Origin of the sequence: Clostridium sp. AM42-4 (assembly GCF_003480105.1) — a bacterium.
In the GTDB taxonomy this organism is placed as follows: Bacteria; Bacillota; Clostridia; order Lachnospirales; family Lachnospiraceae; genus Brotaphodocola.
Genome location: NZ_QUIK01000001.1, coordinates 213,984 through 239,302, shown reverse-complemented (window position 1 = coordinate 239,302; position 25,319 = coordinate 213,984). Strand labels below are relative to the sequence as shown.

The following is a 25,319-nucleotide window of genomic DNA, read 5'->3' as shown; positions in this document are numbered from 1 at the left end:
CGAATATCTTTGGGAGGAACAAGATATGAATGAAGAGTTGAGAGTATTGATCAACAATTTGACGCAAGACATTATCAACCTCTTTAATATACAAATACCTATTCGGGATATTAACCAGGTTGTAAATCAGCTTGGAGGACAAATAGAAGAGAGATCCATGCCAGACAATATGATAGATGGAAGTGTGCGCAAAGTAAACGATGGTTTTGTTATATCCGTTTCGCCGTTTCAAACCGAAGAACGCCGTAAGTTTACTATAGCGCATGAACTGGGACACCTTTTTTTGCATATGGGCTATATTATTAGTCCGGAAATGTGGGACCGACAGAGAAATGCAACCTATTATCGGGCGGGTGATTCCTTACTGGAATACCAGGCAAATGAATTCGCTGCAGCGTTTTTAATGCCGAGAGATGAGTATAAAAAAATTATGGATCGCTACACTGTTGGAAGCAGCGTTGAAACGAAGAAAATAGCGGAATATTTTGGCGTATCTGTTTCAGCAGCATCAAACCGTGGGAAATTTCTGGGGTATTTGCAATGGTAGAAAGTAAGAAAGATCTTCAGCAGCGTTATGGAGCTGTATTAGAGAAAATTAATGAACCGAAAAGGAAGGAGAAGAATTGTTCCAGAACAGTGGAACTCTTCTTCTCTTTTGATATAGTGAATTCATCATCCTATAAGGATGAAAACTATTTTGGCTGGCCGCTTGTATTGACCTCCTTGCTAACTTCTATTCAGAGAAATGTGACAAAGGAAATCGTGTCGGCGCAGCTTTGGCGGGTGCTCGGAGATGAAATCATATTTTTTGTAACGATCAGGAATATCGATGAAATCTACTCAACAATTGATGCGGTATATAATATACTGGTCAACTTTAATTTGCAGCTGCATAGCGGACATTTTTTTGAAACTCTTGGAAACGAAGATGAGAAATCAGAGCAAACGGATGAACCAGATTGCGTGAAAAAAGAAAAAATCAATTTTTTGGCGGTTCATGGCAGTATTGCTGTACAGGCAGCAGCCTGGATTGCCATCGTTAAAAACGGTGATGAAGAAAAAATCCAGCCATTTGACAATATATTTAAACGCTATAACATTAATGATAATCAACAGATTAATGAATTTCTGGGACAGGATATTGATACGGGATTCCGTATCAAAAAGGAAACACAGGACAGACGGCTGGTAGTAAGCGTAGAACTGGCAAAACTCTTAAGCGACAGGACCGCGTATTTGTCGAGATTGAATATTGTTACATACAAATCATTAAAAGGTGTATGGAGAAACAGACTATATCCAATCATCTGGTATCACGACAAAGATGTGAGCAGTGTTTCGTTTGAAGAAAGTTTTTATTATGATGAAGTAACAAGCAGCCCCTTGTCAAAAGCATATTTTGATAATCGCAAAGGGGAAGGTGTGGATTTGCCGAAAGATATGTTTCTAGATGTACATAAGGCATTGGATAAAGTAATACAGGATCAAAATCTGAAAGCAAAAATAGAACTGATTTCCCAGACGATTAACGAAACAGAAAACGATGAGAAATCGGTGGAAAATGAATTTTCCAGTAAATTGCTGGAGTTTCATTGCGCCGCAGTATGCTGCGATGTCGAAAATAGAAAAATTCTGATTGCCAAACGAAATGATCGGAAATTGTACCCGGGATTATGGGAATTTGGTTGTGCAAAGGCTAATATAGAAAACTCATTATCGGAATCTATTATCAATGATTATAAAAACGATTTTGGATTTGATATTAAGGTAGTATGCGAAGAAAGCAGAAAGGATATAGAGCCTGTTCCGATTGCGTTGTATCAGGTCGATAAAGCAGAAAAAATACAAAAAGGTGTGATTGTTATAGCCAGAGTTATAGGAAATATTGATCAATTAGATGCAACAGTTATGAGTCGAAAGAAGCATAAAAAGTATAGGTGGATTGCTGAAGAAGAAATTGATGATTTTCAGGATAAAGCGATTCCTGATTTCAAAGATACATTGAAGAGAGTGTTTTCTATGTGGGACAAGATATTTGGAGATTAAATGATGGATGAGATGAATGGACGTTTAGAACAGATTTTTGCCAATGTAAATACCTGGCTGCATTTTGCAGAAGCGAAGAATGCTGCTAATATCGCTCTGGTAGTTGCTGCGATAACAGGACTCCTGGGACTTGAAGAAAAGAATATACCGATATACCTGATTTGCATCATGTTCTCCTGTTCCGGCGTATTTTCCATGTTGTCGTTCTGCCCTGATCTGGGAAGTGCAGATAAGAATAAGAAACTAACGCGTAAGACAAATGGAAATTTATTGCTGTTTAAAGATATCAAAGGATTTTCAGCAAAAGAATATGCGGAAGAAATAGCGCGTGTGTATTTTCCGAACAAAAACCAGACAATAGACCAATATCAGATGGATTTAGCGGGTGAAATCGTTTATAATGCGGGGATTGTAAGCAGAAAATACGCTTTTTTCAAGATGGCGTTTTTCTTTGATATGTTGGCCTTTGGATCATTGCTTGTATTTTTGATTGCTGCATGAAGAAAAAATGAATTGAAATTAATTTCCATCCCTTTTCTCCCGCGAAAAGTTGCGGAAAAACTCTATAGGTGTTATACTGTACAAAGGTTTACTCTGCATAAATGCGCCATAGCGCTATTCTGGAAGGAGAATCTGTCATGGACAAAAGTTATTCCGTCCTAATGTCTGTATATCAAAAAGAACATCCGGAATATCTCTATGCGGCGCTTAAGAGCATGGCAGGGCAATCCCTGAAACCATTGGAAATTGTCCTGGTCTGCGATGGACCTTTAACAAAGGAACTGGATGCGGTTCTGGAAAAAACAGAGTTTCAAGACGTTCTGAAGGTAATCCGGCTTGTAGATAATGTTGGCCTGGGTACAGCCCTGTCTAAGGGACTGCCGGAATGTACCTGTGAATGGGTAGCCCGCATGGACAGTGATGACATAGCAGCATCAGACCGCTGCGAGAAGCAGATGGCTTATTTGCAGGCTCATCCGGAGGTGGATGTGTTAAGCGGCACCATTGAGGAATTTCAGGGGAATGCCGGGACGGAACGCGAGGCGCGGGACTTTGTATTATCCACAAAAACAGTACCGTGGACGCAGGAAGAAGTATCCTCGTATATCAAAATGCGCAATCCGGTCAACCATCCCTGTGTGATGTTTCGCAAGTCAAAAGTACTGGCGGCAGGCGGATATCAGCCATGTCCATTGTTTGAGGATTATGACCTCTGGGTGCGGATGTACCAGAATGGATGCCGGTTCGCGAATCTGCCGGATACGCTTCTTTATATGCGTGTAAACGATATGCACCGGCGGCGCGGGGGCATTTCCTATCTAAAACCGATTTTTCATTTCTGGACAGGCATGTACCGCAGGCAAATGCTCAGTTTTCCGCAGTATATATTTGTACTGCTATCCAGAGTGTTAGTCAGCCTGTTGCCAAATGGCATGCGGAAAATGATTTACGACAAGAAATTAAGGAATCACAATTGCAATGAAAGATAAAAAGACAAACAACAGTTTTGAGCAGTACAAGCGCATGGTGAAATTCACCGGATCAGCTGTCATCGTACTTTTGGAACTGGCCATCTACTATTATGTGTGGATGAATTATTACAACAAAAATATGACAGTAGCCTTCTGGAGACGCGGAAACTGGCTGATCGCAGGAGAATACCTGGCACTATCGCTGGTGCTGCACAGGCTGTATGGAGGTCTGAAAGTAGGTATCTATAAGTACTGGACACTGGTATATTCCCACATGATCTCTATTGTGGGAGTCAATGCGTTTTCTTATGTGCAGGTTGTTTTATTTGATAAAAAGATGCATAACCCGGCAGCTTTGCTGGCGCTTACAGCAGCAGATTTTGTACTGGTTTTAATCTGGGCACTTGCTTTTAAAAAGCTGTATGCAGTGCTGTTCCCAAAACGGAAGCTTCTTCTGGTCTATGGAAGAACGCCAATGTTCCATCTGGTGAACCGCATTGATACGCGTGATGACAAATACGAGATTGCGGAAACGGTATCGATCGATATGGGACTGGAACGAATCATCAAACAGGCAGAAGATTATGATGGTGTCATCATCGGCGATATCCCGGCAAGAGCCAGAAACCAGCTGATGAAGCTCTGCTATGCGAAGAATATCCGGAGTTATACCGTGCCGAAGATCAGCGACATTCTTCTGCGTACATCGGTAGAACTGAATATCTTCGATTCTCCGCTTTATCTGTCGCGAAACGATGGCGGTCTGGCTTGGGATCAGGCTGTGGTGAAGCGAATTGAGGATTTGGTTGTTGCCGGTCTGATGCTGCTTGTTACCAGTCCGTTTTTCCTGATCATCGCATTTCTGATCTGGAATACTGATAAGGGACCGGTGTTCTACACACAGGAACGTCTGACCCTGGACGGAAAGGTGTTCCGCATTTATAAATTCCGGACGATGATTGTGGATGCGGAGAAGAAAAGCGGTCCGGTAAAAGCCGGAGAAAAAGATCCTCGTATTCTTCCGGTTGGACGTTTCCTGCGTGCAACCCGCATGGACGAGCTTCCACAGCTGCTGAACATTATCAAAGGTGACATGAGCCTGGTGGGACCAAGACCGGAACGCCCGGAGCTTGCACGCATCATCACAAAAAACATCCCGGAATTCGAGTACCGGCTGAAAGTGAAAGCAGGTCTCACGGGATATGCGCAGGTGCACGGACGTTACTGCACAACCAGTTATGATAAATTAAAGCTTGATCTGACTTATATACGGAATTATTCCATCTGGATGGACTTAAAGCTGATCCTTATGACACCCAAGGTGCTGCTCATGAAGGAATCGACCGATGGTTTTGAGGAAGGACTGTGGGAAGACCCGGCTTTAAAGGAATAGAATGGATGAAGTTATGGGAAAAATATTAACGATAGTCGTACCGACATACAATGCGGAAAAATACCTGCGGGACAATCTGGAATCCTTTGAGATTCCGGAACTGTTGCAGGATATCGAAGTCCTGATCATCAACGATGGCTCAACGGATCACTCGGTGGATATCGCCAGGGAATACGAGGCGCGTTACCCGGATACTTACCGGGTCATCACCAAGGAAAACGGCGGTCATGGATCCGGCATCAACTGCGGGATTGCGCATGCACGCGGAACTTATTTTAAGGTGGTCGATGCCGATGACTGGGTAGGCAAAGATGCTTTTATCAGTCTGGTTAAAACATTAAAGGTAACGGACGCAGATGTCGTATATTCCGGTTTCCTGTGGACTTACGACCATGGGGAAGCCGATAAAGCTGCATTTCAGACAAAAGCAGAGATCGAAATTCCGTTTGAGGGAGTAGCGTATCAGAAAATCTATCTGTTTGATGAGATTGCAGACAAGATGTATATGAAAATGCATAGTATGACTATCAAAACGGAGATTCTCCGTGCACATCAGATCCAGATTGATGAGCATTGCTACTATGTAGATACGGAATATATTACCTATCCGATCCCTTACGTCAATACTATTTGCTTTGTAGACGCGTTTGTTTATTATTACCGGCTCGGACGGGAAGGACAGAGTGTAGGGATGGATAAGATGCAGAAGAATGAGCAGAATTATGACAAAGTCTTGGCATCGCTTCTGCACTTCTATCAGCAGCTTGGACAGGAAATACCCTGTACACAGGCCAGAAAGCAGTATATTGCAAGAATAATCGCACGTGTGATTGCCGGAAAATTCAAGATCATGCTGAGTTTTCCGCCGTCTGCAGAGAAAAAACAGCAGATGAAGCAATACGACAAACACTTAAAGACGCAGTACCGCGATATCTACGACAGCAATATCAACAAGGCGGTAGCGCTGCTTCGAAAGACACAATACCATACCTATTATCTGGCAAACATGCTGGTCAGAAGAACGTATCGGTAGAGAAAAGAACAGAGAGGTTTTTATGGACAAGATTGTATCGTTTATCATCCCGTCCTACAATGTAGAAAAATATCTGGACAAGTGCCTTACTTCCTTCCTGAATCTGGAGGTACTGGACTTCATCGAGGTAATCGTTGTGGATGACGGCTCCAAAGACCAGACGGCGCAGATTGCCCGAAACTATATAGAACAGTATCCGAGTGTGTTTCGCCTGATCTCAAAAGAAAACGGCGGACACGGTTCGGCTATTAATGTGGGAACCGCAGCGGCAGCAGGATGTTATCTGAAGGTGATTGATGCCGATGACTGGGTTGTAACCGAAAATCTGAAAGAATTTGTAGACAAACTGGCAGTATGTACGGCAGATGTCGTTCTGAACCCGTATCATCAGGTGGATATGCAGACAGGAGAAAAGACCGTCTGGAAGATGTTCCTTGATCAGTATGAAACTATCTACACCCTGGACGATGTTGTGCAGAACTGGAAGAGTTTTGACCGCTGTTTTGCGTTTCACGGAATCTGTTATAACCGGGAGTTTTATCAGAAACACCGCTATGAGCTTCCAGAAAAGATCTTTTACGAAGACCACGAATACACCACAATTCCGTGCTCCTATGCAGCAAGTATTTATCCGATGGATCTATACTTGTATCAATATCTGGTTGGAAATGCAGAACAGAGCGTATCGGTGACAAACCGGCTCAAACGCATGAGCCATGTGGAAAAGGTAACCGAAGATCTGATCCGGCATTACAACGCACATCCAGAGTTTTCGAACGCAGCCAAAGAATATATTTACAAAAAAACAGAGGGAGTCATCCTGAGCTATTATGTAGCAGGCTGTATTATGAATCCAGACAAAAAGAAAGGCAGAAAAGACTGCCTGCGCTATAATGAAATGATCCGCAGGCTGAACCCGGAGTTCTGGAATCGGGTCAGCAGAAAGTTCCGGATTTATCGGTGGATGAACCGACTAGGAATTTCCTTCCCGGTATATGAAACCATGCTTCATTCCGGGCTTTACAATAAATTGCGGCATAATCAGAAAATTGAAGCAGAGAAGTAAACAAGAAAAGATGAGGCATGATTTATGAAATTATGGGTAGACCGAATTAATACATTTTTGAAATATAAGGATCTCCTGTTCCAGCTTGTGAGCAGGGATATCAAATTAAAATACCGGAGAAGTTTTCTGGGCTATTTGTGGAGCGTATTGAACCCACTGTTTGTTATGATTATCATGACAATTGTGTTTTCAACGATGTTCAGCCATAGAATAGAAAACTTTCCGGTATATTTATTTACCGGAAAAATGCTGTTTGATTTTTTGTCTATTTCTACAAACCAGGCTATGACATCTGTGACTGGTAATGCATCCCTTTTGAAAAAAACATACGTTCCAAAGTATATTTTTACATTATCGAAGGTAACCAGTTGCATGGTTGATCTTTTGTTTTCTTTCGGAGCATTATTGATTGTTATGCTTGTGACTGGGGCAAAAGTATATTGGACGTTTTGGTTGTTTCCTTTTGTCGTATTGCAGATATATGTGTTTTGTTGTGGGCTTGGTTTTTTTCTGGCAGAATTCAATGTATTTTTCCGAGATGTTCAATACATTTACCATGCGGTAATTACTGCTTGGATGTATCTCACCCCTATTTTTTATCCAATTGAGCAATTGCCGGATACGGTTCAGTTCTTTATCAAGGGTTTTAATCCTGTTTATTATTATGTTGCGCAGTTTCGTGATCTAGTATATTATGGCAGAATTCCGGGACCAAGAGTGCTTTGGGGCGGTTGCTTTATGGCGCTGTTGATGTTTAGCTTTGGTATTTGGATGTTCAAACGAAAACAGGATGATTTTATTTTATATATTTAGTATTAGCAGGAGAAAACAGGCATATGGCAAATGGAAATGATTATGCAATACAGGTTGATCATGTGACAATTCGGTTCAACATGGCAAGCGAAAAAGTAGATAATTTAAAAGAATATATGATCAAGCTTCTAAAAAAAGAACTGATCTTTCAGGAATTCCTTGCAGTAAAAGATGTGTCTCTCAATATCAAGCGAGGAGAGGCATGGGCTTTGATAGGTATCAATGGTTCTGGAAAATCTACGTTGTTAAAGGCAATCAGTGGAATTTTAAAACCATATAAAGGGAAAATTACAGTGAATGGTGAGATTGCACCATTGATTGAATTAGGGGCAGGATTTGACCCAAATCTTACGGCACGTGAAAATATCTATTTAAACGGGACAGTACTTGGACATTCCAAAAAATTTATGGATGAACATTTCAATGAAATTGTTGATTTTGCGGAGTTGTGGGATTTTTTGGACACGCCGATTAAAAATTTTTCTTCCGGTATGTCAGCGCGTCTGGGATTTTCCATTGCAACCATGGTGAAGCCAGATGTTTTGATTGTTGATGAGATCTTGGCCGTGGGTGACTTCCTGTTTCGTCAGAAATGCATGGAACGAATGGAAAACATGTTAAGCGGAGGCACAACGTTATTATTTGTTTCTCACAATATAAAGGATGTCAGAAACTTATGTGATCATGCAGCCTGGCTGGATCATGGAACGTTAAAGATGGCAGGAGATGTTGAAACTGTCTGTGATGCATATGAAAATTTAAAACAATAAGGGAGACTAAACATGCAGGAGATTATTCAAAATATTACATTTCCACAAAATGATATGTTAGAAGAACATTCAAAATTATATTATCGAGGTGCAGAAGGAGTGCTTTTGCATGAGAATGAGAAGAAGTATTTGGTATTGCCAGCCTTTCAGCAGACGGAGTTTAGCACTTATCTGAATGGCTGTTCTATTGAGAAGTGGAAAAAGTATACCAATCTTGAGACAATTAAACTTTATCTGACATTAGAGGGAAAGTTTATATTGAAGTTATATGCATATAGCTTGCGTTCTGTAGAACCAGAAAGAAAACTTCTTTTGGAAAAAATATTTGATTTGACAGAAAAGAAAGAACTTGAAATAGAAATTTCGGAAGTAGATGAGCAGACTGTTGGTTTTGAGTTACATACATTAGCACCGGTTACTTTTTGGGGAGGAAGATATGTGGGTGATTTTTCAGATGCGCGTGAAGTGAATCTTGCAATTTCTACCACAACCTGTAAAAAAGAAGAATTTATTACTAGAAATGCGAAAATTTTAAAAGCAGCTTTGCTAGACAGTGATACCGACATTGCGAGACATTTATTCATGAATATTGTAGATAATGGAGGCACTTTAAAACGGGAAGATTTTCCGGCTGACGACAGAATCCGTCTCTTCCCCAATAAAAATGTGGGAGGCTCTGGCGGATTTGCGCGAGGAATGCTGGAAGCATTGCACCAGAAAGAACATGTGACACATGTTCTTTTGATGGATGACGATATTTTGATTCAGCCAGAGGCCATCTATCGGACCTATATTCTTTTAAAGCATCTGAAAAAAGAATATCAAAAGTGTTTCGTAAGTGGTGCAATGCTGCATCTGGAGAATGCATCCATTCAGAAAGAAGATGTTGGCGTATTGACAACAGAAGGCTTCTTTATGCCTTTAAAGAAAGAGTTTAATCAGGAATATTTGTGGGATAATTTGAAAAATGAGCAAGAATATCCGTTGCCAGCACATACTTATGCTGCATGGTGGTATTGCTGTATTCCGATTGAAACTATAAAAGAGCAGGGGCTTCCCATGCCGATTTTTGTTCGTGGTGATGATGTAGAGTATGGTCTTCGCTGCAATCCAGGATTTATTACCATGAATGGAATCTGTGTATGGCATATGGGCTTTGCTGGAAAGTTTAATGTCGGTATGGATCATTATCAGGTAAACCGTAATTTGTTGATAAATCAGGCTGTAACTGGTTTGATTGACGATGTCAATGTGATTCGAAAAACACAGCTTGATTTTCGTAAGCATATCTTGAGGTTGGACTATGATTCGGCAGAAATTGCGCTTCGGGCATTGGAAGATTATTTGAAGGGACCAGATTTCATCAGACAGGATTTAGGTGAAAAGATTTTGGTTTCCAATAATCAGTTGGGACACAAAATGGTACCAATGAAAGAGCTTGGTAATCCTGAGGTGGGGCTTGGGGATCCGTATGATGACCCAAAGAGACAATTTGTTGAAAAATGGCTGTTCCGTGTTACCTATAATGGTCATCGATTCCGGTTTTTAAGTAAGTTAAAAGATGGTGTTATGTCAGTACCATATAATGATGTTTATACACCATCCAGAATTGCATTCCGCAAGAAACTGGTTGCAATAAATCCAATGACTTCTACAGGATATATGCTGGAACGGAATCAGGAGCGGTATCGGGAATTGATGAAACGGTATCGTACCGCAATGGCAGCTTACAAGAAAAATCAGGGACAATTAGTAAAACAGTATCGAGCATGTAAGGAAGAATTTCGAACAGAGAAGTTTTGGAAAGCTTATTTAGAAATATGATTTTTAGGAGAATTTAGATGAGTGTAAAATTGGCAGATCGTGTTTTATGTACAGGGTGTGGGGCATGTAATAATGTTTGTTCTCAAAATGCTATTCAAATGCAACTGGATGATGAGGGATTCTTGCAGCCAAATATTAACGCGAAATTATGTGTTGATTGTAAGAAATGTGAAAACATATGTCCAGTTTTGCATCCGAAATACGAAAATTGTATTGTGGATGAATGTTACGCTGTTTGGACAAAGAATGATTTGCGATTGAAAAGTTCAACGGCAGGTGTGTTTGCACTTGCGGCACAGGCTGTTCTGCGGGAAGACGGGGGGGTGTATGGAGCTGCTTGGACAGACGAATGGACCGTGCATCATATCGGAATAAATACGGAAGCTGATTTGACAAAACTTCAAGGAAGTAAATATTTACAAAGTGATACTAAGAACACATATCAAGAAGTAAAAAACGATTTAAAAGACGGAAAAAAAGTACTCTATTCAGGTTGTCCGTGTCAGATTGCGGGACTCTATGCGTATTTGGGAAAGATTAATATTGAAAAGCTATTAACAATAGAATTGATATGCCATGGAGTTCCTTCCCCTGTTAGCTTCCAGAAGTATTTGAGAGACGTTACGGGAATTGATAAAAAAGATATTACGGACATTCAGTTTAGAGATAAAACAAAATTTGGGTGGTCTACAAATGTTAGAATTGATTGCGGAGATGAAATAGCATATCAAAAAAATGACAGGGAAGACTCATGGTATCAAGGCTTTTTACCTTGCATGATTATGAGACGTTCGTGTGAACAGTGCCCATTTTCGCGACTTCCAAGACAGGCGGATATTTCATTAGGCGATTTTTGGGGAATTGAAAAGTTTGACTCTAGTTGGAATGATAGAAAAGGTACAGAGGTAGTATTAGTAAATAACTCAAAAGGAGAACAGTTTTTCAAGAATCAAATATGCCCGCAGTTACAACGATGTGAAAAATTTCCTTTAACTATGGCAACAGATATAAACAAAACAATTTTACACCCATTTCATTCACATTCGGGAAGAAAACACTTTTTTAAGTCTCAAAATTTATTACCATATAAAACTTTGGTTGATAAATCTTTACATCATAATTACGATTTGGGCATTGTAGGGTTATGGTATGGGATTAATTATGGATCAATTTTAACATATTATACGCTATATTGTTTAGTACGTGATTTGGGATATGACGCAGTTATGCTACCTAAACCTAATAATTTATGGACGGAAAAATTTAATGCTTCTGATTCTATTGCCCAGAAATTTATTTGGAAGCACTGCAATGTGTTTAATACATGCCGTTATCAGGAAGAATATGTATTGATGAATGATCGTTGTAAAGATTTCATTGTCGGAAGTGATGTTGTTTGGAATTATGATGTTTGTGGAAAACAATCTGATCAATTTTTCTTCTTGGATTGGGTGGAATGTGAACATAAAAAAGTAGCTTATGCTGCATCATTTGGTCAAAATTTATTTGGTACAGATGATTATACGGAAAAGGCGAAATATTATTTAAAACAGTTTGATGCAATATCTGTACGTGAAGAGGCTAGCGCAATAGCTCTGAAAAAAGAGGGGATTTTTGAAAAAACTAAACATGTATTAGACCCTGTATTTGTGTGTGAAAAAAGTATATATAAGGAACTTATTGATGAGGCTTCCTATATAGAAAGAGGAAAAACTGTTTTTGCGTATATTTTACGTAAGGATATGGCACAAGCAAAGATAGAATTGATAAATTATGCAGCAAAATTATACAATGCAGAGATAAGAATTTGTGGAAACCCTAATGAAATGGAAGATGCCAGAAGAATATATGGCGATTCTATATTGCCAATGTTGTCAGTTGAAGATTGGCTTTATCAAATGAATCATTGTTCTTTTTATATAGGAGATAGCTATCATGCCTTATGCTTCTGCTTAATTTTCCACAAACCGTTTGTTATTGTGTATGGTGCGGCTGATCACGGATTTGCAGGTGAAAGATTCCATAGTTTATTGAAATTGGTGGGCATGGAAGATCGATTCTTCGATACAGTAGATGATTTAGAAAAAATAAAGAGAGTTATGGAGAAGCCTTGTGAATGGAATATTGTGGATGCTTGCTTAGAAAAATTGCGCATAGAATCTTTGGCGTGGTTAAAAGAAGTATTAGAACAACCGCAAAATTCTAATCATAATACAGTGGAAAGACGTATTCATGAGAAAGAAAAACGAAAAACAAGCGAATTAAGTATTAGGCTATTGGAACAGGAAAAGCAAATAGAGCAATTGGAACGAATGATGAGGGGAAAGTTGGAAAATGAAAAGAAACCGAGGTCTATTTTGAAAAGAGGAATTCAATGTATTTCTGATCACGGACTAGGATACACAATAAAACTCGGTTTTACGAAATGTATAGGTAAAGTATAAATTTAGGAAGGAGTACGTTGTTTTCGGAACATCAAAATTGAAAATGAAAAAGATAGATAGTGAAAAAATTGTATTGTTTACTATTTTGGCAGTTATAGCTACAATATATGTTCTTATGTTTTCATATAGTACATCGCCAATATTTCCATATTATTACGGCGGAGATTCTGCACAATTTTTAACAATAGGAAAAGCATGGTACTTAGGTAAGTTACCATATGTAGAGGTGTTTGATCATAAAGGTCCATTTATTTTTTGGATTAATATGTTGGGGTTTGTTATTGGAAAGGGTCAAAAATATGGAGTCGCATTTTTACAAGTGTTCTTTATGTTTTTTTCAATACTGGCATTTTATCAAATCGCTCTATTATTCTACAAAGACAAGATTTATAGCTATATAGTGGTTGCAATTACATTATTTGCTATGAAGATAAATTATTGTGATGGAAATACAGTGGAAGAATGGTGTATTCCGTTTATTAGTTGGTCATTATATGGAATTATTCGATATTGGAAAGACTATACAAATAGAGAGCATAATCCTAAATGGTCATTTTTATATGGATTAACATTTGGCATTTGTTTTTTAACGCGGATTACAAATTTTTTGCCCCTTTGTGCAGGTATATTTTATATAATTTTATATTTGCTATACAAAAAGCAGTATGGGAATATAATGAAAAATATCTTTGTTGGTTTGTTAGGCGCCAGTGTTTTGATTGTACCTTTTTTAGCATATTTTTATTCAAAAGATGCTTTGTATGAATGTATTTATGGAACATTGTTGTATAATTTTGAATATGCAGAAGGAAGAAAGTCATGGCTTTTAGTAGCTAATGCAGATAAGATAAAACAGTATTGTTTTAATTATTTTATCTCATTGAGTATTTTTGTAACAGCCTTTACGTGCCTTATTAAGAAGGAATATGGGTGGTGCTTATTATATGCCACTACAGGAATTTTAGAACAATTTATGTATTTAAGTGGAGATGCATTTACTCAATATCCGTTGGTATGTATTGTACAAATTCCTATATTGATAAATGCTGTTATGAGTTTGGTTTATATAAATAAGCCAACAGAAAAATTGATTATGCTTAGTTCTGTTTTTATATTATTAGTGTTTTTATCATCTAATATGACACAGATGATGAAAACTATCGAGTTAAGGCGAGCGTTTAAAGAACGAAAAGATCGTGGATGGGAACAATTGCTTGCATTAATTCCGGAAAATGAAACGAATAGATTTGTTGTATATGGTGGTAACCAATTTAAAGAATTATATCTTTTGGATGATTTGATGCCGTGTTATAAATATTTTGTTATACAAGAGTGGCAAGGAAATTTGAGCACGGAAACTAAAATTGCAATACATGAAACATTTGCAACAAAACAAGCAAAATGGATATTAACCGATGAAAAGGTTGATAACATAGAGGATATATTGTCTGAAAGTTATATGTTGGTTGATAATACAGAAAAATACTATTTATATAAGCTAAAATAAGATGCATTTTTACGAAAATATATAATAGGATAGAGGAAAAATGATTATTGAAAATTATAGAAGAGAATACAATGGATTATTGGATATTCTTAAATTTATTTTTAGTATATTGATAATATTTTCGCATGGGATTTTTTTGGCAGAAGAAGGAAATGCATTGTTTTTTGGATATGCTTTAATTGGTGTTGAATTCTTTTTTGTTGTATCAGGATATTTACTAATGTGTACATTATATAGTAGACATTTAACATTGAGAGAGTTTATAATACGAAGAATTTGTGGATTATATACATATTTTATTGTTGCATATCTTTTTTGCTTTTTTTGTTGGTTGTATTTATTGATTATAAATGAGAATCCAGGTAAATGGATATTGCTAACACGTATATTAAAAGCACCATTTGAGTTCTTTTTTTTGAACAGCTCTGGTATCTCAACTGCTGGTGTCAATGGAACATGGTGGTATATTTCTGCTATGCTTTTTGCGGAATGGTTGTTATATCCGATAATTTTGTATAAAGAAAAATGGTATCTTTACTATTTGGCACCGCTTTCTCTTTTTCTTATAAGTGGATATATGTCATTTAATTATGGGACGATTGCAACAGGTACTTTTTCTGGTTTTATAAAGACAGATAATTTAAGAGCGATTCTCGGTATAATGAGTGGAACAATGGTGTTTTATTTCGTAGAAAAGGTAAAACATTATAAATTTAAAAAATCAGTTAAATACATATGTAATTTTGTTTCAGTATTGGGATATGGTTTGATTTTTATACTAGCCTTTAATAATACGAAGACAATTCATGAGTATACAGATGGAAATCTAGGATTTGTAACATTACCAATTTTGTTTGTTTGTGTAAGTATCACTTGCTTAAATGAATTTAAAAAGATAAAACCAATATGTAAGTGGTTAGGAAAACTGAGTACTTGCATTTATTTGGTTCATTGGCAATGTATGACTATGATAAAAACAATGTGCGAAAAGAAAATTATAAATTGGGGGGGGACCTATCATCAGAAACTTATAGTATTGGTTGTAAGCAGTTTTCTTATTGCAAATATAGTATTGTTTATATCCGAAATAGGAAGAAACTTTATAATTAAAAATAAAAAAATATTTTTTGAAAATTCATTTAATGAATAACTGATATTTGAGGATGAAAATGGAAGAATGAATTTTTCACCAGGCTTGTTATTAATTTGCGTTATAATAGTGGCGATTATTTGTTGGATAAAGGTAAACGCACTATAGTAAGTACCTGTTTTTCTGATTCATTTTCTGTAATAATAGTCTCATATAACACAGAGTTAAAAAAGTTGAGCACTTAACTTTTTTGACCGACTATGGAGGTCAGACTATGAGCAGTCAAACAAGTTTAGTAGCTGAGCGGGTTCGGCTACGGCAGTGGGCCGCACAGATACAGTTCCCATGGAGATGGATAACATTTGCTTGTCTTTTCGCTGTACTTTTGATAGGAAGTTTATTAGACGATATAGAAACTTTTTTTTCAAAACAAGTGGTAAAAAATACAGGTATCATTCTTGGAAGCCTAAGTTTATTTATGGCGATGATGTTTTCGGGAAATTATATGGCTTCATTTAATATGTTTGATATGACAGAAACAGCACAATTGAATCATTCCTATGAAGCTAATGAATATATGCGCTATGGAGCTTTTATGGAAAATGTCACGCATGAATTACAGGCAGCGCATATAAATAAGTTGGAATTGTTAAATAGAAATGCCCCTGAAATGAAAATTTACTGCAAGGCGATGAAAGGACGAGGGGGAGAAGTAATTTTTCCGGTGTTCAATTATAAAGGATATGCGCTGAGAGATGATAAAGGTGATATATGTGAAATTTATGATTCTCCGAATAAAGAAATTGCATTTGCAGTTCCTGCAGGTTATGACGGAAATTATATATTAACATATGAGTTTCCGTGGTATTGGCGGCTTGGAGATATTATTTCACTTTGCTCTTGGATTATGTTAGTAGTAGGAAGTGTTTATTATCAGGTACGAAGGGAGAAGAAATATGAAGATAGCATTGATTGTTCCTTGCTACAATGAACAGGAAGCAGTTCCAATCTTTTATGAGGAAGTGTTAACGGTAATGAAAGAGATGGATTGTCAATATGAGTTGATCTTTGTGAATGATGGTTCTAAAGATAGTACACTTTCTATTTTAAGAGAACTCGCAGAAAAGAATGAAAATATCACTTATATCTCATTTTCGCGAAATTTTGGCAAAGAGTCAGCCATGTATGCCGGATTCTGCAATGCAGATGCCGATTATGTTGCTGTTATGGATGCTGATATGCAGGATCCGCCTTCTCTTTTGCCAGAGATGATCAAGATATTGCAGTCTGGAGAGTATGATAGTGTTGCAACCCGCAGAGTGAGTCGCGATGGTGAGCCACCAATTAGATCTTGGTTTGCGCGAAAATTCTACCAGTTGATTAATAAAATATCAGATGCAGACATTGTGGATGGAGCCAGAGATTTTCGTTTGATGAAACAGGAGATGGTAGACTCGATAGTTGCTATGGGAGAATACAATCGTTTTTCAAAGGGCATATTTGGCTGGATTGGATTTAAGACTTACTGGCTGCCATTTAAAAATGTGGAGCGTGTAGCTGGTGAGACAAAGTGGAATTTCTGGAAGTTATTTAAATATGCAATCGATGGAATCATTAATTTTTCTGAAGCTCCTCTTAGCATTGCTTCATGGACAGGAATTGGAATGACATTTGTTTCGTTTGTGATTATGCTTATCATCATTGTAAGAAGATTGTGTTTTGGAGATCCGGTTGCTGGTTGGGCTTCTACGATGTGTGTTATTATTTTTATTGGAGCAATCCAGCTTTTTTGTATGGGAATTATGGGACAGTATATTGCAAAGACTTATAATGAAGCGAAACGGAGACCACATTATATTGTATCGGAAAGCAATAGAAAATCTGTTAAAAAACTGCAGTAGAGAAGAACTAACGGAGAAATGAAAATAACAGTGATAGGAAATGAATGAGTATAGTATATGTGTTCTAAAATTTGAAATTACTTATAAAAGTTATAAGGGGCATAGCTAATACAAATGAAAGAAAAGTACGGTGAGATAGTAAGATATTTAATTGTGGGTGTGTTAACAACTATAGTAAGTCTTGGGGCGTATTACGGTTGTGTTTTTACTTTTTTGAATCCAAAGAGTGCATTGCAGTTGCAGTTGGCAAATGTACTTTCCTGGATTGTTGCCGTAACATTTGCATATGTGATGAGCCGTATTTATGTATTCCAGAGTAAGCGAAAAAATGTGCTACAGGAGATAGTTTCCTTTTATTCCTCTCGCCTATTGACTTTGTTTATGGATATGGCAATTATGTTTGTTATGGTAACATTGCTGGGAATAAATGATAAAATTGCAAAACTTGTTGTGCAGATGGTAGTAACAGTGGCAAACTATGTATTCAGTAAGATATTTGTGTTTCGTGGAGAATGATTCATAAATTGCACTGACTTGGAGTGATTATGCCGTGTCGGGAATTTATTGTATGTTTTTCGGCACGGCATATGGTTATCGTGGTTTTGGTTGAGGAGTAGAGTGTCTGCTTTTGAAACAAGATCATGATAAGGGATGCAGTTGTGGTTATTGACAAGATAAAGAAATGTGAAGACAAAGCGTTTTGTAAAGCAATACAGTACCCAGGAAAAGAGGACTTTTTAATTGGAACGTAGCAGTTATTTAAGACTGGCATTGATGTTTGGGGAAAATAAAGCAAGTACATTCAATAAAAACTTGGAAAAAATGATAGCACTTGTTTTGTTTGATAAATACAATATGGGGTTGACAATTACCGATATTATTGCGGATATCAGGGATAAATATGCACTGGATTTTTCGGATTCCGAAATAATTGGGACTATTTATAATAAAAATCAGAATAGGATTATTCAGATCAATGAAACGAGAGATGAAGTGCTTAAGGCATATTCTATAACCCCCGAAGAATATGAAAAAATCAGAAAGAAAACAGATGACTCCTCGATTAGAAAAATCGTGGAACTGTTTTTAAAGGAGCATGAAGAACTTGATATTTCGGAAAAGGCATTTTGTGATTTGCTGGTAAAATATCTTTATGATGTGTTCAATTCCAATGCCGAAACAATACAGGCCCTGATGAATGGCGAACATCTGGGGATGAAAGCGGCAAATTGTGATTATTCTACGGATGAGAAGAAGATTTTAAATGCATTTATTTACTGGGATAATCTGGACAAGAACCGTTGTGTTTATCAGTTGATTTCGTGCTGCTTTGATTATTGTATGATGACAGTACGCAAAGATAAGACTGTTTATCAAACCATTTTTAATCAGAAGAAATTTTATCTTGACACAAATATTGTATTCCGGCTGATGGGATTAAATAATGAAAAACGGAAACTGGTAATTGATGCGTTTATTTTAAAATGTAAGGAAACTGGAGTTGAGATATTATATTCAAATCACACAAGAAGTGAATTAAACGATACCATTCGTTATTATGTTGGTCAGATCAAAGCATTGCTGGCAGATGCAGCGCCGCTTTCGGTTCGTGCGATATCGTGTCTGGATGATAGAATGAGCAACAGTGCTTTTTACGAACAGTATGTAGAATGGACGAAAGATCCTGTTAACAGAACCAGCGATTACAGTTCCTTTGAACGGGATTTACGAATGCGGACATCCAAAATTTTATCCCGATTCAAACAAGTCACATTCGATGATTATTCCGGTCGGAACAAAAAGGAATACGCGGAACAGTTCGAATCGTTAAAGCAGTACAAAATTGAACATAGAAGAAATACCTATGATCCTTCCATAAAGGCAGATATTAATAATTATCTGTACATACAGGAACGGAATCGAGAAAAAAAGGGAGAAAACTTCTTTGCGACAGATCACTATCTGATCACAGCGGATCATGCCTTTTCCGGATGGGAAAGGGAAAAACGACCGGGAGCAATTCCCACCGTTGTTCTGCCGAGTGTATGGTATTCAATCATTCTTCAGTATGCGGGCAGAACAACAGCAGATGATTACTCTGCTTTTACAAGATTTCTGAATTTTAGTTTTTCAGAGAATGAGCCTGCCGATGCAAGAAAAATGGAAATATTGAAGTCGGTTATTGCATTACAGGAACCGGTTGATATGAAAGAAACGATTATTTTTGATATAGCGGAGAAACTGCAGCATGACTATAAAGATTTAAATTCCGAACAAATCGTGGAAACTTCACATCAGTATGTGATCAACCAGATTTTATCTGAGGAAAATGAAAAAGCAAAACGGGAAACAGCAGCTGCAGTAGAGGCGGAAAAGGATAAGGCAGACGCGCAGGTGAATGCCTTAATGAATGAAAATGCATACCTTGAGCAACAATTAAAAGAAAGCGTTGAAAAAACGAAGGCGGAACAAAAGCAGAAATATATCGATTCAGAAACAGATAGAAGAACAAAACGCCGACTAAAAATATATATTGTGGTTACGGGCGGCTTGGTCATAGGCTTTCTGGCACTGCTATTGATAACAGGAAAATGGGTGTTTTCAGTCAATGAGGTTACAGAGAAAGTGCAAATACGCTATGATTATATTAAGTACATGATAGAGGCTGTATATCTGATTGTTTCCGGCATTGTTATAGCATGGGGATTTAAAGGACTTGATGAGGATAAAATCAGGGATTCTGTTCGAAAACGACTGGAGAAAGACTGGGAAAAGCATGAAATTTGAAATCGAGAATGTCGAAAAGAAAAACTCGCTTTTTTCACTGTTTTCTTTTAAAATAGCATGATCACGACGCAATAATTTGGAGAGTATGCAGTCAGGAGGTGACCGACAGGCATGAAAATAAAAAGGCTGACGTTAAGCAATTTTATGGCTTTTGAAAATCTACAATTGGACTGGTCTGATAATATTAATATTATTTGTGGAGAGAACAGCACGGGAAAGACGACCCTGCTGAAAGTTATGTACTCGCTGACCAAACCGCTTAATGATATTAATAAGGCAAATTTGACAAAAGAGATGGAAGAACAGTTTTTTGTCAAAAAAATGCAGGGGGTTTTCAGACCGGACGACATGAAACTTGGGCGGTTGGTAAGTCGTAACAGAGGAAACAAAAGAACCGACTTTTCAGTTGATTTGGACCGAAATCAGAGAATTTCGGTAGGATTTAGCCGTGGACAGACCAACCATGCGGATATCTCCATTGACAGAAATCGGTTTATGGAAAAATGTGAGTCCATTTATATTCCGACAAAGGAAATGATTTCTACGGTGGAGCATTTTGTGACGCTGTATGATGAGTATCATATTGACTTTGAAGAGATGTACTATGATCTTGCAAAATTACTGGATCGTCCTCTGTCGAAGGGACCGAATACAACAGAACAAAACCAGGTGCTGCGCAATCTGGAAGAGATTATGAGCGGCAATATTGTACAAAAAAATAAAAAATTTTATTTTAAGATAAAAGGAGAGGGCGAATTTGAGATGGGATTGCTTTCTGATGGGTATAGAAAGTTGTCTACGATTATTTACATGATTCTCTCTGGAAGTCTGAATAAGAATACGATTTTATTTTGGGATGAGCCGGAGACCAACATGAACCCCCGAATGATCAGACCAATTGTACAGGCCCTGGTTGCGCTGGCTAAGATGGGCGTCCAGGTTTTTGTTTCAACGCATGACTATTTTATTCAGCAGGAATTTAATATGGTTGCATCGTATCCGAAATTAAATCCTGAAAAACTGGATATTCGCTTTTTATCTTTGTACAGGGACGAAAAAACACATGATATTCACTATGAAATGACAAATTCGGCATCCAATCTTGAGAACAATGCGATTATGCAGGAGTTTGATGCCATGTACGACAGAGAACAGAGGATTATCTATGGTGATTAAAGAAGAAAGCAGATTGAAATTTGGCTTTCCGGATAAAAGTACAGTAGTAAAATTTGACAGTACCTTGTTTTATCGGGATTATTTCAACCGATTCCCAAATTCAAAAGGTGTTGATTTTATTTCTCTGGATAAAAACACATTGGCATTGATTGAAGTGAAAAACTGCACCGGAGATGAAGCAAACTGCAGATGGAGAATTGCACCGGATAATAAGAAAAAAGACACAGTGCATACAGAGGTCGATATAAAAGAAAGAGACAGTCTGGATATTGAAATGGCTCACAAAGTGGCAATGACTCTGGCGGCTTTGTGTGGGGCGAAATCATTTGAAACGACAAAGGGATGCCGGAAGGAATTTGAAACTATTCTTCAATGGATGTCTGCAGATGCATTTTCGGATAGTACGAAAAAGAAATATATGATTTTGTTTTTGGAAGGTGATTTTGCGTGCAGGTCGAGAAGTAAGAAAACAATCATGAAGTCCTTGCAGGACAGCATAAATAAAAAACTGAAATGGCTGAACTGCCAGGTGTCCGTTGTTGACTCTGGTACATATGATCCGAAGATATTTCAGATAGTAAGTTGATACTGCAAATACTTCATGTAGGCGATTGTCAGAGAGGAGAAAAACAAATGAAGAACGTAACGCTGGTTGTAATGGCAGCAGGAATTGGCAGCCGCTTTGGTGGCGGAATCAAACAGCTTGAGCCGGTTGGCCCGAATGGGGAGATCATTATGGATTATTCTATCCATGATGCCTTAGAGGCAGGCTGTAACAAAGTGGTATTCATTATCCGCAAGGATATCGAGGCGGATTTCAAGGAGATTATTGGGAAGCGGATTGAGAAGCTGGTTCCGGTAGAATATGCATACCAGTCTGTAGATGAGCTTCCGGGAGGCCGTAAGAATGTCTGGGGCAGGACGAAACCGTGGGGAACCGGTCAGGCAGTTTTGTGCGTGAAAGATCTTGTCAAGGAACCATGCATTGTAATTAATGCAGACGATTATTATGGTAAGGAGGCATTTGTCAGACTCTATCAGTATATGACGACAGAGATGGATGTGGAGGCGCCGGTTTATGATATCTGCATGGCTGGTTTTATCCTTTCCAATACCTTGAGTGACAATGGTGGAGTGACCCGTGGTGTCTGCTCAGTAGATGCCGATGGTTATCTGCAGCGCGTCACGGAAACGTATGAGATTCAGAGGAAAGATGGCGTATTAACAGCGTGCAATGAAGAAAAACAGCCGGTTTCTGTAGACGCAGGTCAGCATGTGTCTATGAACATGTGGGGACTTCCACCGAGATTTTTAGAGATGCTTGAAGGTGGTTTTGCTGACTTCCTGGATCACCTTGGGAAAGATGCCATGAAGAGCGAGTATCTGCTTCCAAAGATTATTGACAAGCTTCTGGCAGAGCAGAAAGCGCGGGTAAAGGTTCTGGAAACGGGAGACCGCTGGTTTGGCGTCACCTATAAAGAGGATAAGCCGGTGGTTGTTGCATCCATTCAGAAATTGATTGAACAGGGTGTCTACAAAGAAAAATTATTTTAATTCAGGAGGACAGGAAGATGTACGATTATCTGGTAGTAGGAGCAGGACTTTATGGTGCAGTATTTGCGCATGAGGCGAAAAAGCATGGCAAATCGGTTCTGGTGATTGATAAGCGTCCGAATATTGCAGGAAATGTTTACACAGAGGATGTAGAAAAGATTCATGTACACAAATATGGTGCACATATTTTCCACACGAACAACCGGAAAGTTTGGGAGTATGTGAACCAGTTTGCAGAATTCAACCGTTTCACCAATTCACCGGTGGCAAATTATCATGGGGAGTTATATTCTCTGCCGTTCAATATGTATACCTTCAATAAGATGTGGGGTGTTGTAACTCCGGAAGAGGCTGCAGCGAAGATTGAGGAGCAGAAAAAGGCTGCAGGCATTACCGAGCCGAAGAACCTGGAAGAACAGGCTATCAGCCTGATCGGTACCGATATTTATGAGAAGCTGGTAAAAGGTTACACGGAGAAGCAGTGGGGCAGACCATGTTCCGAGCTTCCGGCATTTATCATCAAGCGTCTGCCGGTTCGCCTTACCTTTGATAACAATTACTTCAATGCACTCTATCAGGGCATTCCAATGGGCGGTTACACGAAGATGGTTGCGAATATGCTGGATGGAGTAGAGGTAAAGCTGGGCGTAGACTATCTGGCAGATAAAGAGATGTATGATAACCTGGCAGCTAAGGTCATCTATACCGGCGCGATCGATGCGTATTTCAATTTCAAACTTGGTGCACTGGAGTACCGCTCCGTGCGTTTTGAAACAGAGCTTTTGGACAAGCCAAATTTCCAAGGCAATGCAGCCGTGAATTATACCGATGCAGAGACTCCGTGGACCCGTATCATCGAGCACAAGTGGTTTGAGTTCGGCAAAGATGATGAGGGCAACGAAATCCCGAAGACCGTGATCAGCCGTGAATACAGTTCTGAGTGGAAACCGGGCGATGAGCCGTATTATCCGGTAAATGATGAGAAAAACGGTAATCTGTATGCAGAGTATAAAAAACTTGCGGAGCAGGAAGAAAAGGTTGTGTTTGGCGGTCGTCTCGGTGAGTATAAGTATTATGATATGGATGCCGTGATTGCTTCTGCACTGGATATGTGTGAGAACGAACTGGGATGCTGATACCTCCGCTGCGGACATATTACGAATTTTTAACATTTATCTTAGTGCAGAGTCATAAAATCTTCAGTTTTATGGTAGTTGTAGAGAAATTCGATTTATGGTATGCTTTTGTATGTGAAGAGATGAAGAAACTGTGAAAGTGAGAACATAAGAACAGTTCCAAAAGAGACATGATAGAATGTTCCGTTGACATGAAGAATAATGATCAATACGTTGGAGGTAAATTCACTATGAAAAAGAAAGCACTTGGGATTGCAGCGGTTGCTGCGGCAATGACTTTATCAACTGGCATCACGGCATTTGCGGCAGGCTGGGTAACGGAGTCTACTCCGTATGGTGATAAACAGAAATATGTCTACGATAATGGTGGCTGGCCATCCGGCAACTGGTTCACCGATCCGGACACCCAGTTAGTATATCATCTGGACCCGGATGGATACCGTATGACCGAAACTACAGTAGACGGTTACTGGCTGGATGCAGACGGCGTTCGTCAGGAAAAATCCCAGGAAGAGATTGACCGGGAGAACAGAGAAGCAGCAAAGAAAGCAAGCAGGCCAAATCCGGGCAAGACTGTTGCAGCTGCTAAGGTTGCAGCATCTGAGGCAAAAGAGAAAAATGCAGCAGCCAGCACAACTCGCAGAAGCTACATTTCTGAATTAAAAGTTATCATCAATAAGATTACAAAGAATTTAGCAGATTCCCGTACAGACACATCTGTGCAGATTCTGACCACTGAGGACAACCTGGAGGTATCCCGTATTTTCCGTGGCAGCGATTCTGTGGAATTCTACAAATTTGCTATGTGGAACAGCGCAAAAGATAAAGCAAACGCAGTAGATTTAACATATATCTACGATGCAGCTCCGGAGGCAGACCGCGAACTGTATAACACTGCATATGAACAGAGCGTAGTTGCAGCACTTGGCGAGACCGAAGGCAAAGCAGTTACCGACTATGTTCAGGGACAGCGTGAACAGGGCGAGACCAATCTTACACGCGAAGGCAAGACGGACAGCGGAAACAGCTATTCTCTCACCTATAAAAACAACAAGATTCAGATTAGCGTAACTTGCAGCGAAGTAACGGAAGAGGAGCAGACAGAGAAAGCAGCAACTGAGACAGCAGCAGAAGAGACAACACCAGTGGTAACCTCTAAGACTATTACAGCAGGTGTAGCAGCAACTGAGAGCACGGATGCGGCAGATGATAATGCAGAGGCTTCTGAGGCAGCAGCAGAGTAACTGTAGAAAATAAATTATATTTTGAATGAATGAAAGATCTGGCGAGCAGGAGTAAGGTATGCT

Annotated in this window: 22 protein-coding genes; all 22 read left to right on the top strand. The window is 38.8% G+C overall.

Features of this window, described 5'->3' with window-relative positions; all coding sequences use genetic code 11:
- Positions 1-25 precede the first annotated feature (25 nt).
- The 22 genes from DW922_RS01030 to DW922_RS00925 all read left to right on the top strand — a co-directional run bounded on the left by DW922_RS01030 (position 26) and on the right by DW922_RS00925 (position 25,256).
- Positions 26-547: an ImmA/IrrE family metallo-endopeptidase gene (locus tag DW922_RS01030; RefSeq protein ID WP_118725530.1), complete on the top strand. Its 522-nt coding sequence runs from the start codon at positions 26-28 to the stop codon at positions 545-547.
- Positions 541-2,046, top strand: a complete 1,506-nt coding sequence (locus DW922_RS01025; RefSeq protein WP_118725529.1) for a hypothetical protein — start codon at positions 541-543, stop codon at positions 2,044-2,046. The genes DW922_RS01030 and DW922_RS01025 overlap by 7 nt, the downstream gene beginning before the upstream one ends.
- Positions 2,047-2,547 carry a Pycsar system effector family protein gene (locus DW922_RS01020; protein ID WP_118725528.1) on the top strand — a complete coding sequence of 167 codons (501 nt, stop codon included), beginning with the start codon at positions 2,047-2,049 and terminating at the stop codon, positions 2,545-2,547.
- 137 nt (positions 2,548-2,684) lie between these two features.
- Positions 2,685-3,536, top strand: a complete 852-nt coding sequence (locus tag DW922_RS01015; RefSeq protein WP_118725527.1) for a glycosyltransferase — start codon at positions 2,685-2,687, stop codon at positions 3,534-3,536.
- A complete protein-coding gene (locus DW922_RS01010; protein ID WP_118725526.1) occupies positions 3,526-4,911 on the top strand; it encodes a sugar transferase in 1,386 nt (461 codons plus the stop codon). Before DW922_RS01015 ends, DW922_RS01010 begins: the two co-directional genes overlap by 11 nt.
- Positions 4,912-4,924: 13 nt before the next feature.
- Positions 4,925-5,944: a glycosyltransferase family 2 protein gene (locus DW922_RS01005; protein ID WP_243031955.1), complete on the top strand. Its 1,020-nt coding sequence runs from the start codon at positions 4,925-4,927 to the stop codon at positions 5,942-5,944.
- A gap of 22 nt (positions 5,945-5,966) precedes the next feature.
- Positions 5,967-7,010: a glycosyltransferase family 2 protein gene (locus DW922_RS01000; RefSeq protein WP_118725524.1), complete on the top strand. Its 1,044-nt coding sequence runs from the start codon at positions 5,967-5,969 to the stop codon at positions 7,008-7,010.
- A gap of 24 nt (positions 7,011-7,034) precedes the next feature.
- The gene (locus tag DW922_RS00995; RefSeq protein ID WP_118725523.1) at positions 7,035-7,823 is read left to right on the top strand and encodes an ABC transporter permease; all 789 of its coding nucleotides are present in this window, start codon (positions 7,035-7,037) and stop codon (positions 7,821-7,823) included.
- A gap of 23 nt (positions 7,824-7,846) precedes the next feature.
- Complete coding sequence (locus DW922_RS00990) at positions 7,847-8,593, top strand: ABC transporter ATP-binding protein (protein WP_118725522.1); 747 nt, start codon at positions 7,847-7,849, stop codon at positions 8,591-8,593.
- Between the two features lie 12 nt (positions 8,594-8,605).
- Positions 8,606-10,417, top strand: coding sequence for a glycosyltransferase (locus DW922_RS00985; protein ID WP_118725521.1), 1,812 nt, complete (start codon positions 8,606-8,608; stop codon positions 10,415-10,417).
- 17 nt (positions 10,418-10,434) lie between these two features.
- Entirely contained in the window at positions 10,435-12,861 is a 2,427-nt protein-coding gene (locus tag DW922_RS00980; protein WP_118725520.1) for a polysaccharide pyruvyl transferase family protein, read from the top strand.
- A gap of 43 nt (positions 12,862-12,904) precedes the next feature.
- Positions 12,905-14,368, top strand: coding sequence for a glycosyltransferase family 39 protein (locus tag DW922_RS00975; RefSeq protein WP_118725519.1), 1,464 nt, complete (start codon positions 12,905-12,907; stop codon positions 14,366-14,368).
- Between the two features lie 40 nt (positions 14,369-14,408).
- A complete protein-coding gene (locus DW922_RS00970; RefSeq protein ID WP_118725518.1) occupies positions 14,409-15,518 on the top strand; it encodes an acyltransferase in 1,110 nt (369 codons plus the stop codon).
- Between the two features lie 214 nt (positions 15,519-15,732).
- Positions 15,733-16,449 (top strand): hypothetical protein, encoded by a 717-nt coding sequence (locus DW922_RS00965; RefSeq protein WP_118725517.1) that lies wholly within the window; start codon positions 15,733-15,735, stop codon positions 16,447-16,449.
- Positions 16,415-17,359 carry a glycosyltransferase family 2 protein gene (locus DW922_RS00960; RefSeq protein WP_118725516.1) on the top strand — a complete coding sequence of 315 codons (945 nt, stop codon included), beginning with the start codon at positions 16,415-16,417 and terminating at the stop codon, positions 17,357-17,359. The genes DW922_RS00965 and DW922_RS00960 overlap by 35 nt, the downstream gene beginning before the upstream one ends.
- A gap of 114 nt (positions 17,360-17,473) precedes the next feature.
- A complete protein-coding gene (locus DW922_RS00955; protein ID WP_118725515.1) occupies positions 17,474-17,875 on the top strand; it encodes a GtrA family protein in 402 nt (133 codons plus the stop codon).
- 225 nt (positions 17,876-18,100) lie between these two features.
- Positions 18,101-20,146 carry a hypothetical protein gene (locus tag DW922_RS00950; RefSeq protein ID WP_118725514.1) on the top strand — a complete coding sequence of 682 codons (2,046 nt, stop codon included), beginning with the start codon at positions 18,101-18,103 and terminating at the stop codon, positions 20,144-20,146.
- 111 nt (positions 20,147-20,257) lie between these two features.
- The gene (locus DW922_RS00945) at positions 20,258-21,322 is read left to right on the top strand and encodes an ATP-binding protein (protein WP_118725513.1); all 1,065 of its coding nucleotides are present in this window, start codon (positions 20,258-20,260) and stop codon (positions 21,320-21,322) included.
- Complete coding sequence (locus tag DW922_RS00940) at positions 21,312-21,908, top strand: DUF6661 family protein (protein ID WP_118725512.1); 597 nt, start codon at positions 21,312-21,314, stop codon at positions 21,906-21,908. The genes DW922_RS00945 and DW922_RS00940 overlap by 11 nt, the downstream gene beginning before the upstream one ends.
- Positions 21,909-21,955: 47 nt before the next feature.
- Positions 21,956-22,876 carry a sugar phosphate nucleotidyltransferase gene (locus tag DW922_RS00935; RefSeq protein ID WP_118725511.1) on the top strand — a complete coding sequence of 307 codons (921 nt, stop codon included), beginning with the start codon at positions 21,956-21,958 and terminating at the stop codon, positions 22,874-22,876.
- Positions 22,877-22,893: 17 nt separating this feature from the next.
- Entirely contained in the window at positions 22,894-24,012 is a 1,119-nt protein-coding gene (gene glf, locus DW922_RS00930) for a UDP-galactopyranose mutase (protein WP_118725510.1), read from the top strand.
- Between the two features lie 230 nt (positions 24,013-24,242).
- Positions 24,243-25,256, top strand: coding sequence for a hypothetical protein (locus DW922_RS00925; RefSeq protein WP_118725509.1), 1,014 nt, complete (start codon positions 24,243-24,245; stop codon positions 25,254-25,256).
- The last annotated feature ends 63 nt before the right edge of the window (positions 25,257-25,319 follow it).

Bases quoted from the DNA above. Each gene is read 5' to 3' on its own strand.
- DW922_RS01030 (WP_118725530.1), top strand. From the start codon at position 26: ATGAATGAAGAGTTGAGAGTATTGATCAACAATTTGACGCAAGACATT.
- DW922_RS01025 (WP_118725529.1), top strand. From the start codon at position 541: ATGGTAGAAAGTAAGAAAGATCTTCAGCAGCGTTATGGAGCTGTATTA.
- DW922_RS01020 (WP_118725528.1), top strand. From the start codon at position 2,047: ATGATGGATGAGATGAATGGACGTTTAGAACAGATTTTTGCCAATGTA.
- DW922_RS01015 (WP_118725527.1), top strand. From the start codon at position 2,685: ATGGACAAAAGTTATTCCGTCCTAATGTCTGTATATCAAAAAGAACAT.
- DW922_RS01010 (WP_118725526.1), top strand. From the start codon at position 3,526: ATGAAAGATAAAAAGACAAACAACAGTTTTGAGCAGTACAAGCGCATG.
- DW922_RS01005 (WP_243031955.1), top strand. From the start codon at position 4,925: ATGGGAAAAATATTAACGATAGTCGTACCGACATACAATGCGGAAAAA.
- DW922_RS01000 (WP_118725524.1), top strand. From the start codon at position 5,967: ATGGACAAGATTGTATCGTTTATCATCCCGTCCTACAATGTAGAAAAA.
- DW922_RS00995 (WP_118725523.1), top strand. From the start codon at position 7,035: ATGAAATTATGGGTAGACCGAATTAATACATTTTTGAAATATAAGGAT.
- DW922_RS00990 (WP_118725522.1), top strand. From the start codon at position 7,847: ATGGCAAATGGAAATGATTATGCAATACAGGTTGATCATGTGACAATT.
- DW922_RS00985 (WP_118725521.1), top strand. From the start codon at position 8,606: ATGCAGGAGATTATTCAAAATATTACATTTCCACAAAATGATATGTTA.
- DW922_RS00980 (WP_118725520.1), top strand. From the start codon at position 10,435: ATGAGTGTAAAATTGGCAGATCGTGTTTTATGTACAGGGTGTGGGGCA.
- DW922_RS00975 (WP_118725519.1), top strand. From the start codon at position 12,905: ATGAAAAAGATAGATAGTGAAAAAATTGTATTGTTTACTATTTTGGCA.
- DW922_RS00970 (WP_118725518.1), top strand. From the start codon at position 14,409: ATGATTATTGAAAATTATAGAAGAGAATACAATGGATTATTGGATATT.
- DW922_RS00965 (WP_118725517.1), top strand. From the start codon at position 15,733: ATGAGCAGTCAAACAAGTTTAGTAGCTGAGCGGGTTCGGCTACGGCAG.
- DW922_RS00960 (WP_118725516.1), top strand. From the start codon at position 16,415: ATGAAGATAGCATTGATTGTTCCTTGCTACAATGAACAGGAAGCAGTT.
- DW922_RS00955 (WP_118725515.1), top strand. From the start codon at position 17,474: ATGAAAGAAAAGTACGGTGAGATAGTAAGATATTTAATTGTGGGTGTG.
- DW922_RS00945 (WP_118725513.1), top strand. From the start codon at position 20,258: ATGAAAATAAAAAGGCTGACGTTAAGCAATTTTATGGCTTTTGAAAAT.
- DW922_RS00940 (WP_118725512.1), top strand. From the start codon at position 21,312: ATGGTGATTAAAGAAGAAAGCAGATTGAAATTTGGCTTTCCGGATAAA.
- DW922_RS00935 (WP_118725511.1), top strand. From the start codon at position 21,956: ATGAAGAACGTAACGCTGGTTGTAATGGCAGCAGGAATTGGCAGCCGC.
- glf (WP_118725510.1), top strand. From the start codon at position 22,894: ATGTACGATTATCTGGTAGTAGGAGCAGGACTTTATGGTGCAGTATTT.
- DW922_RS00925 (WP_118725509.1), top strand. From the start codon at position 24,243: ATGAAAAAGAAAGCACTTGGGATTGCAGCGGTTGCTGCGGCAATGACT.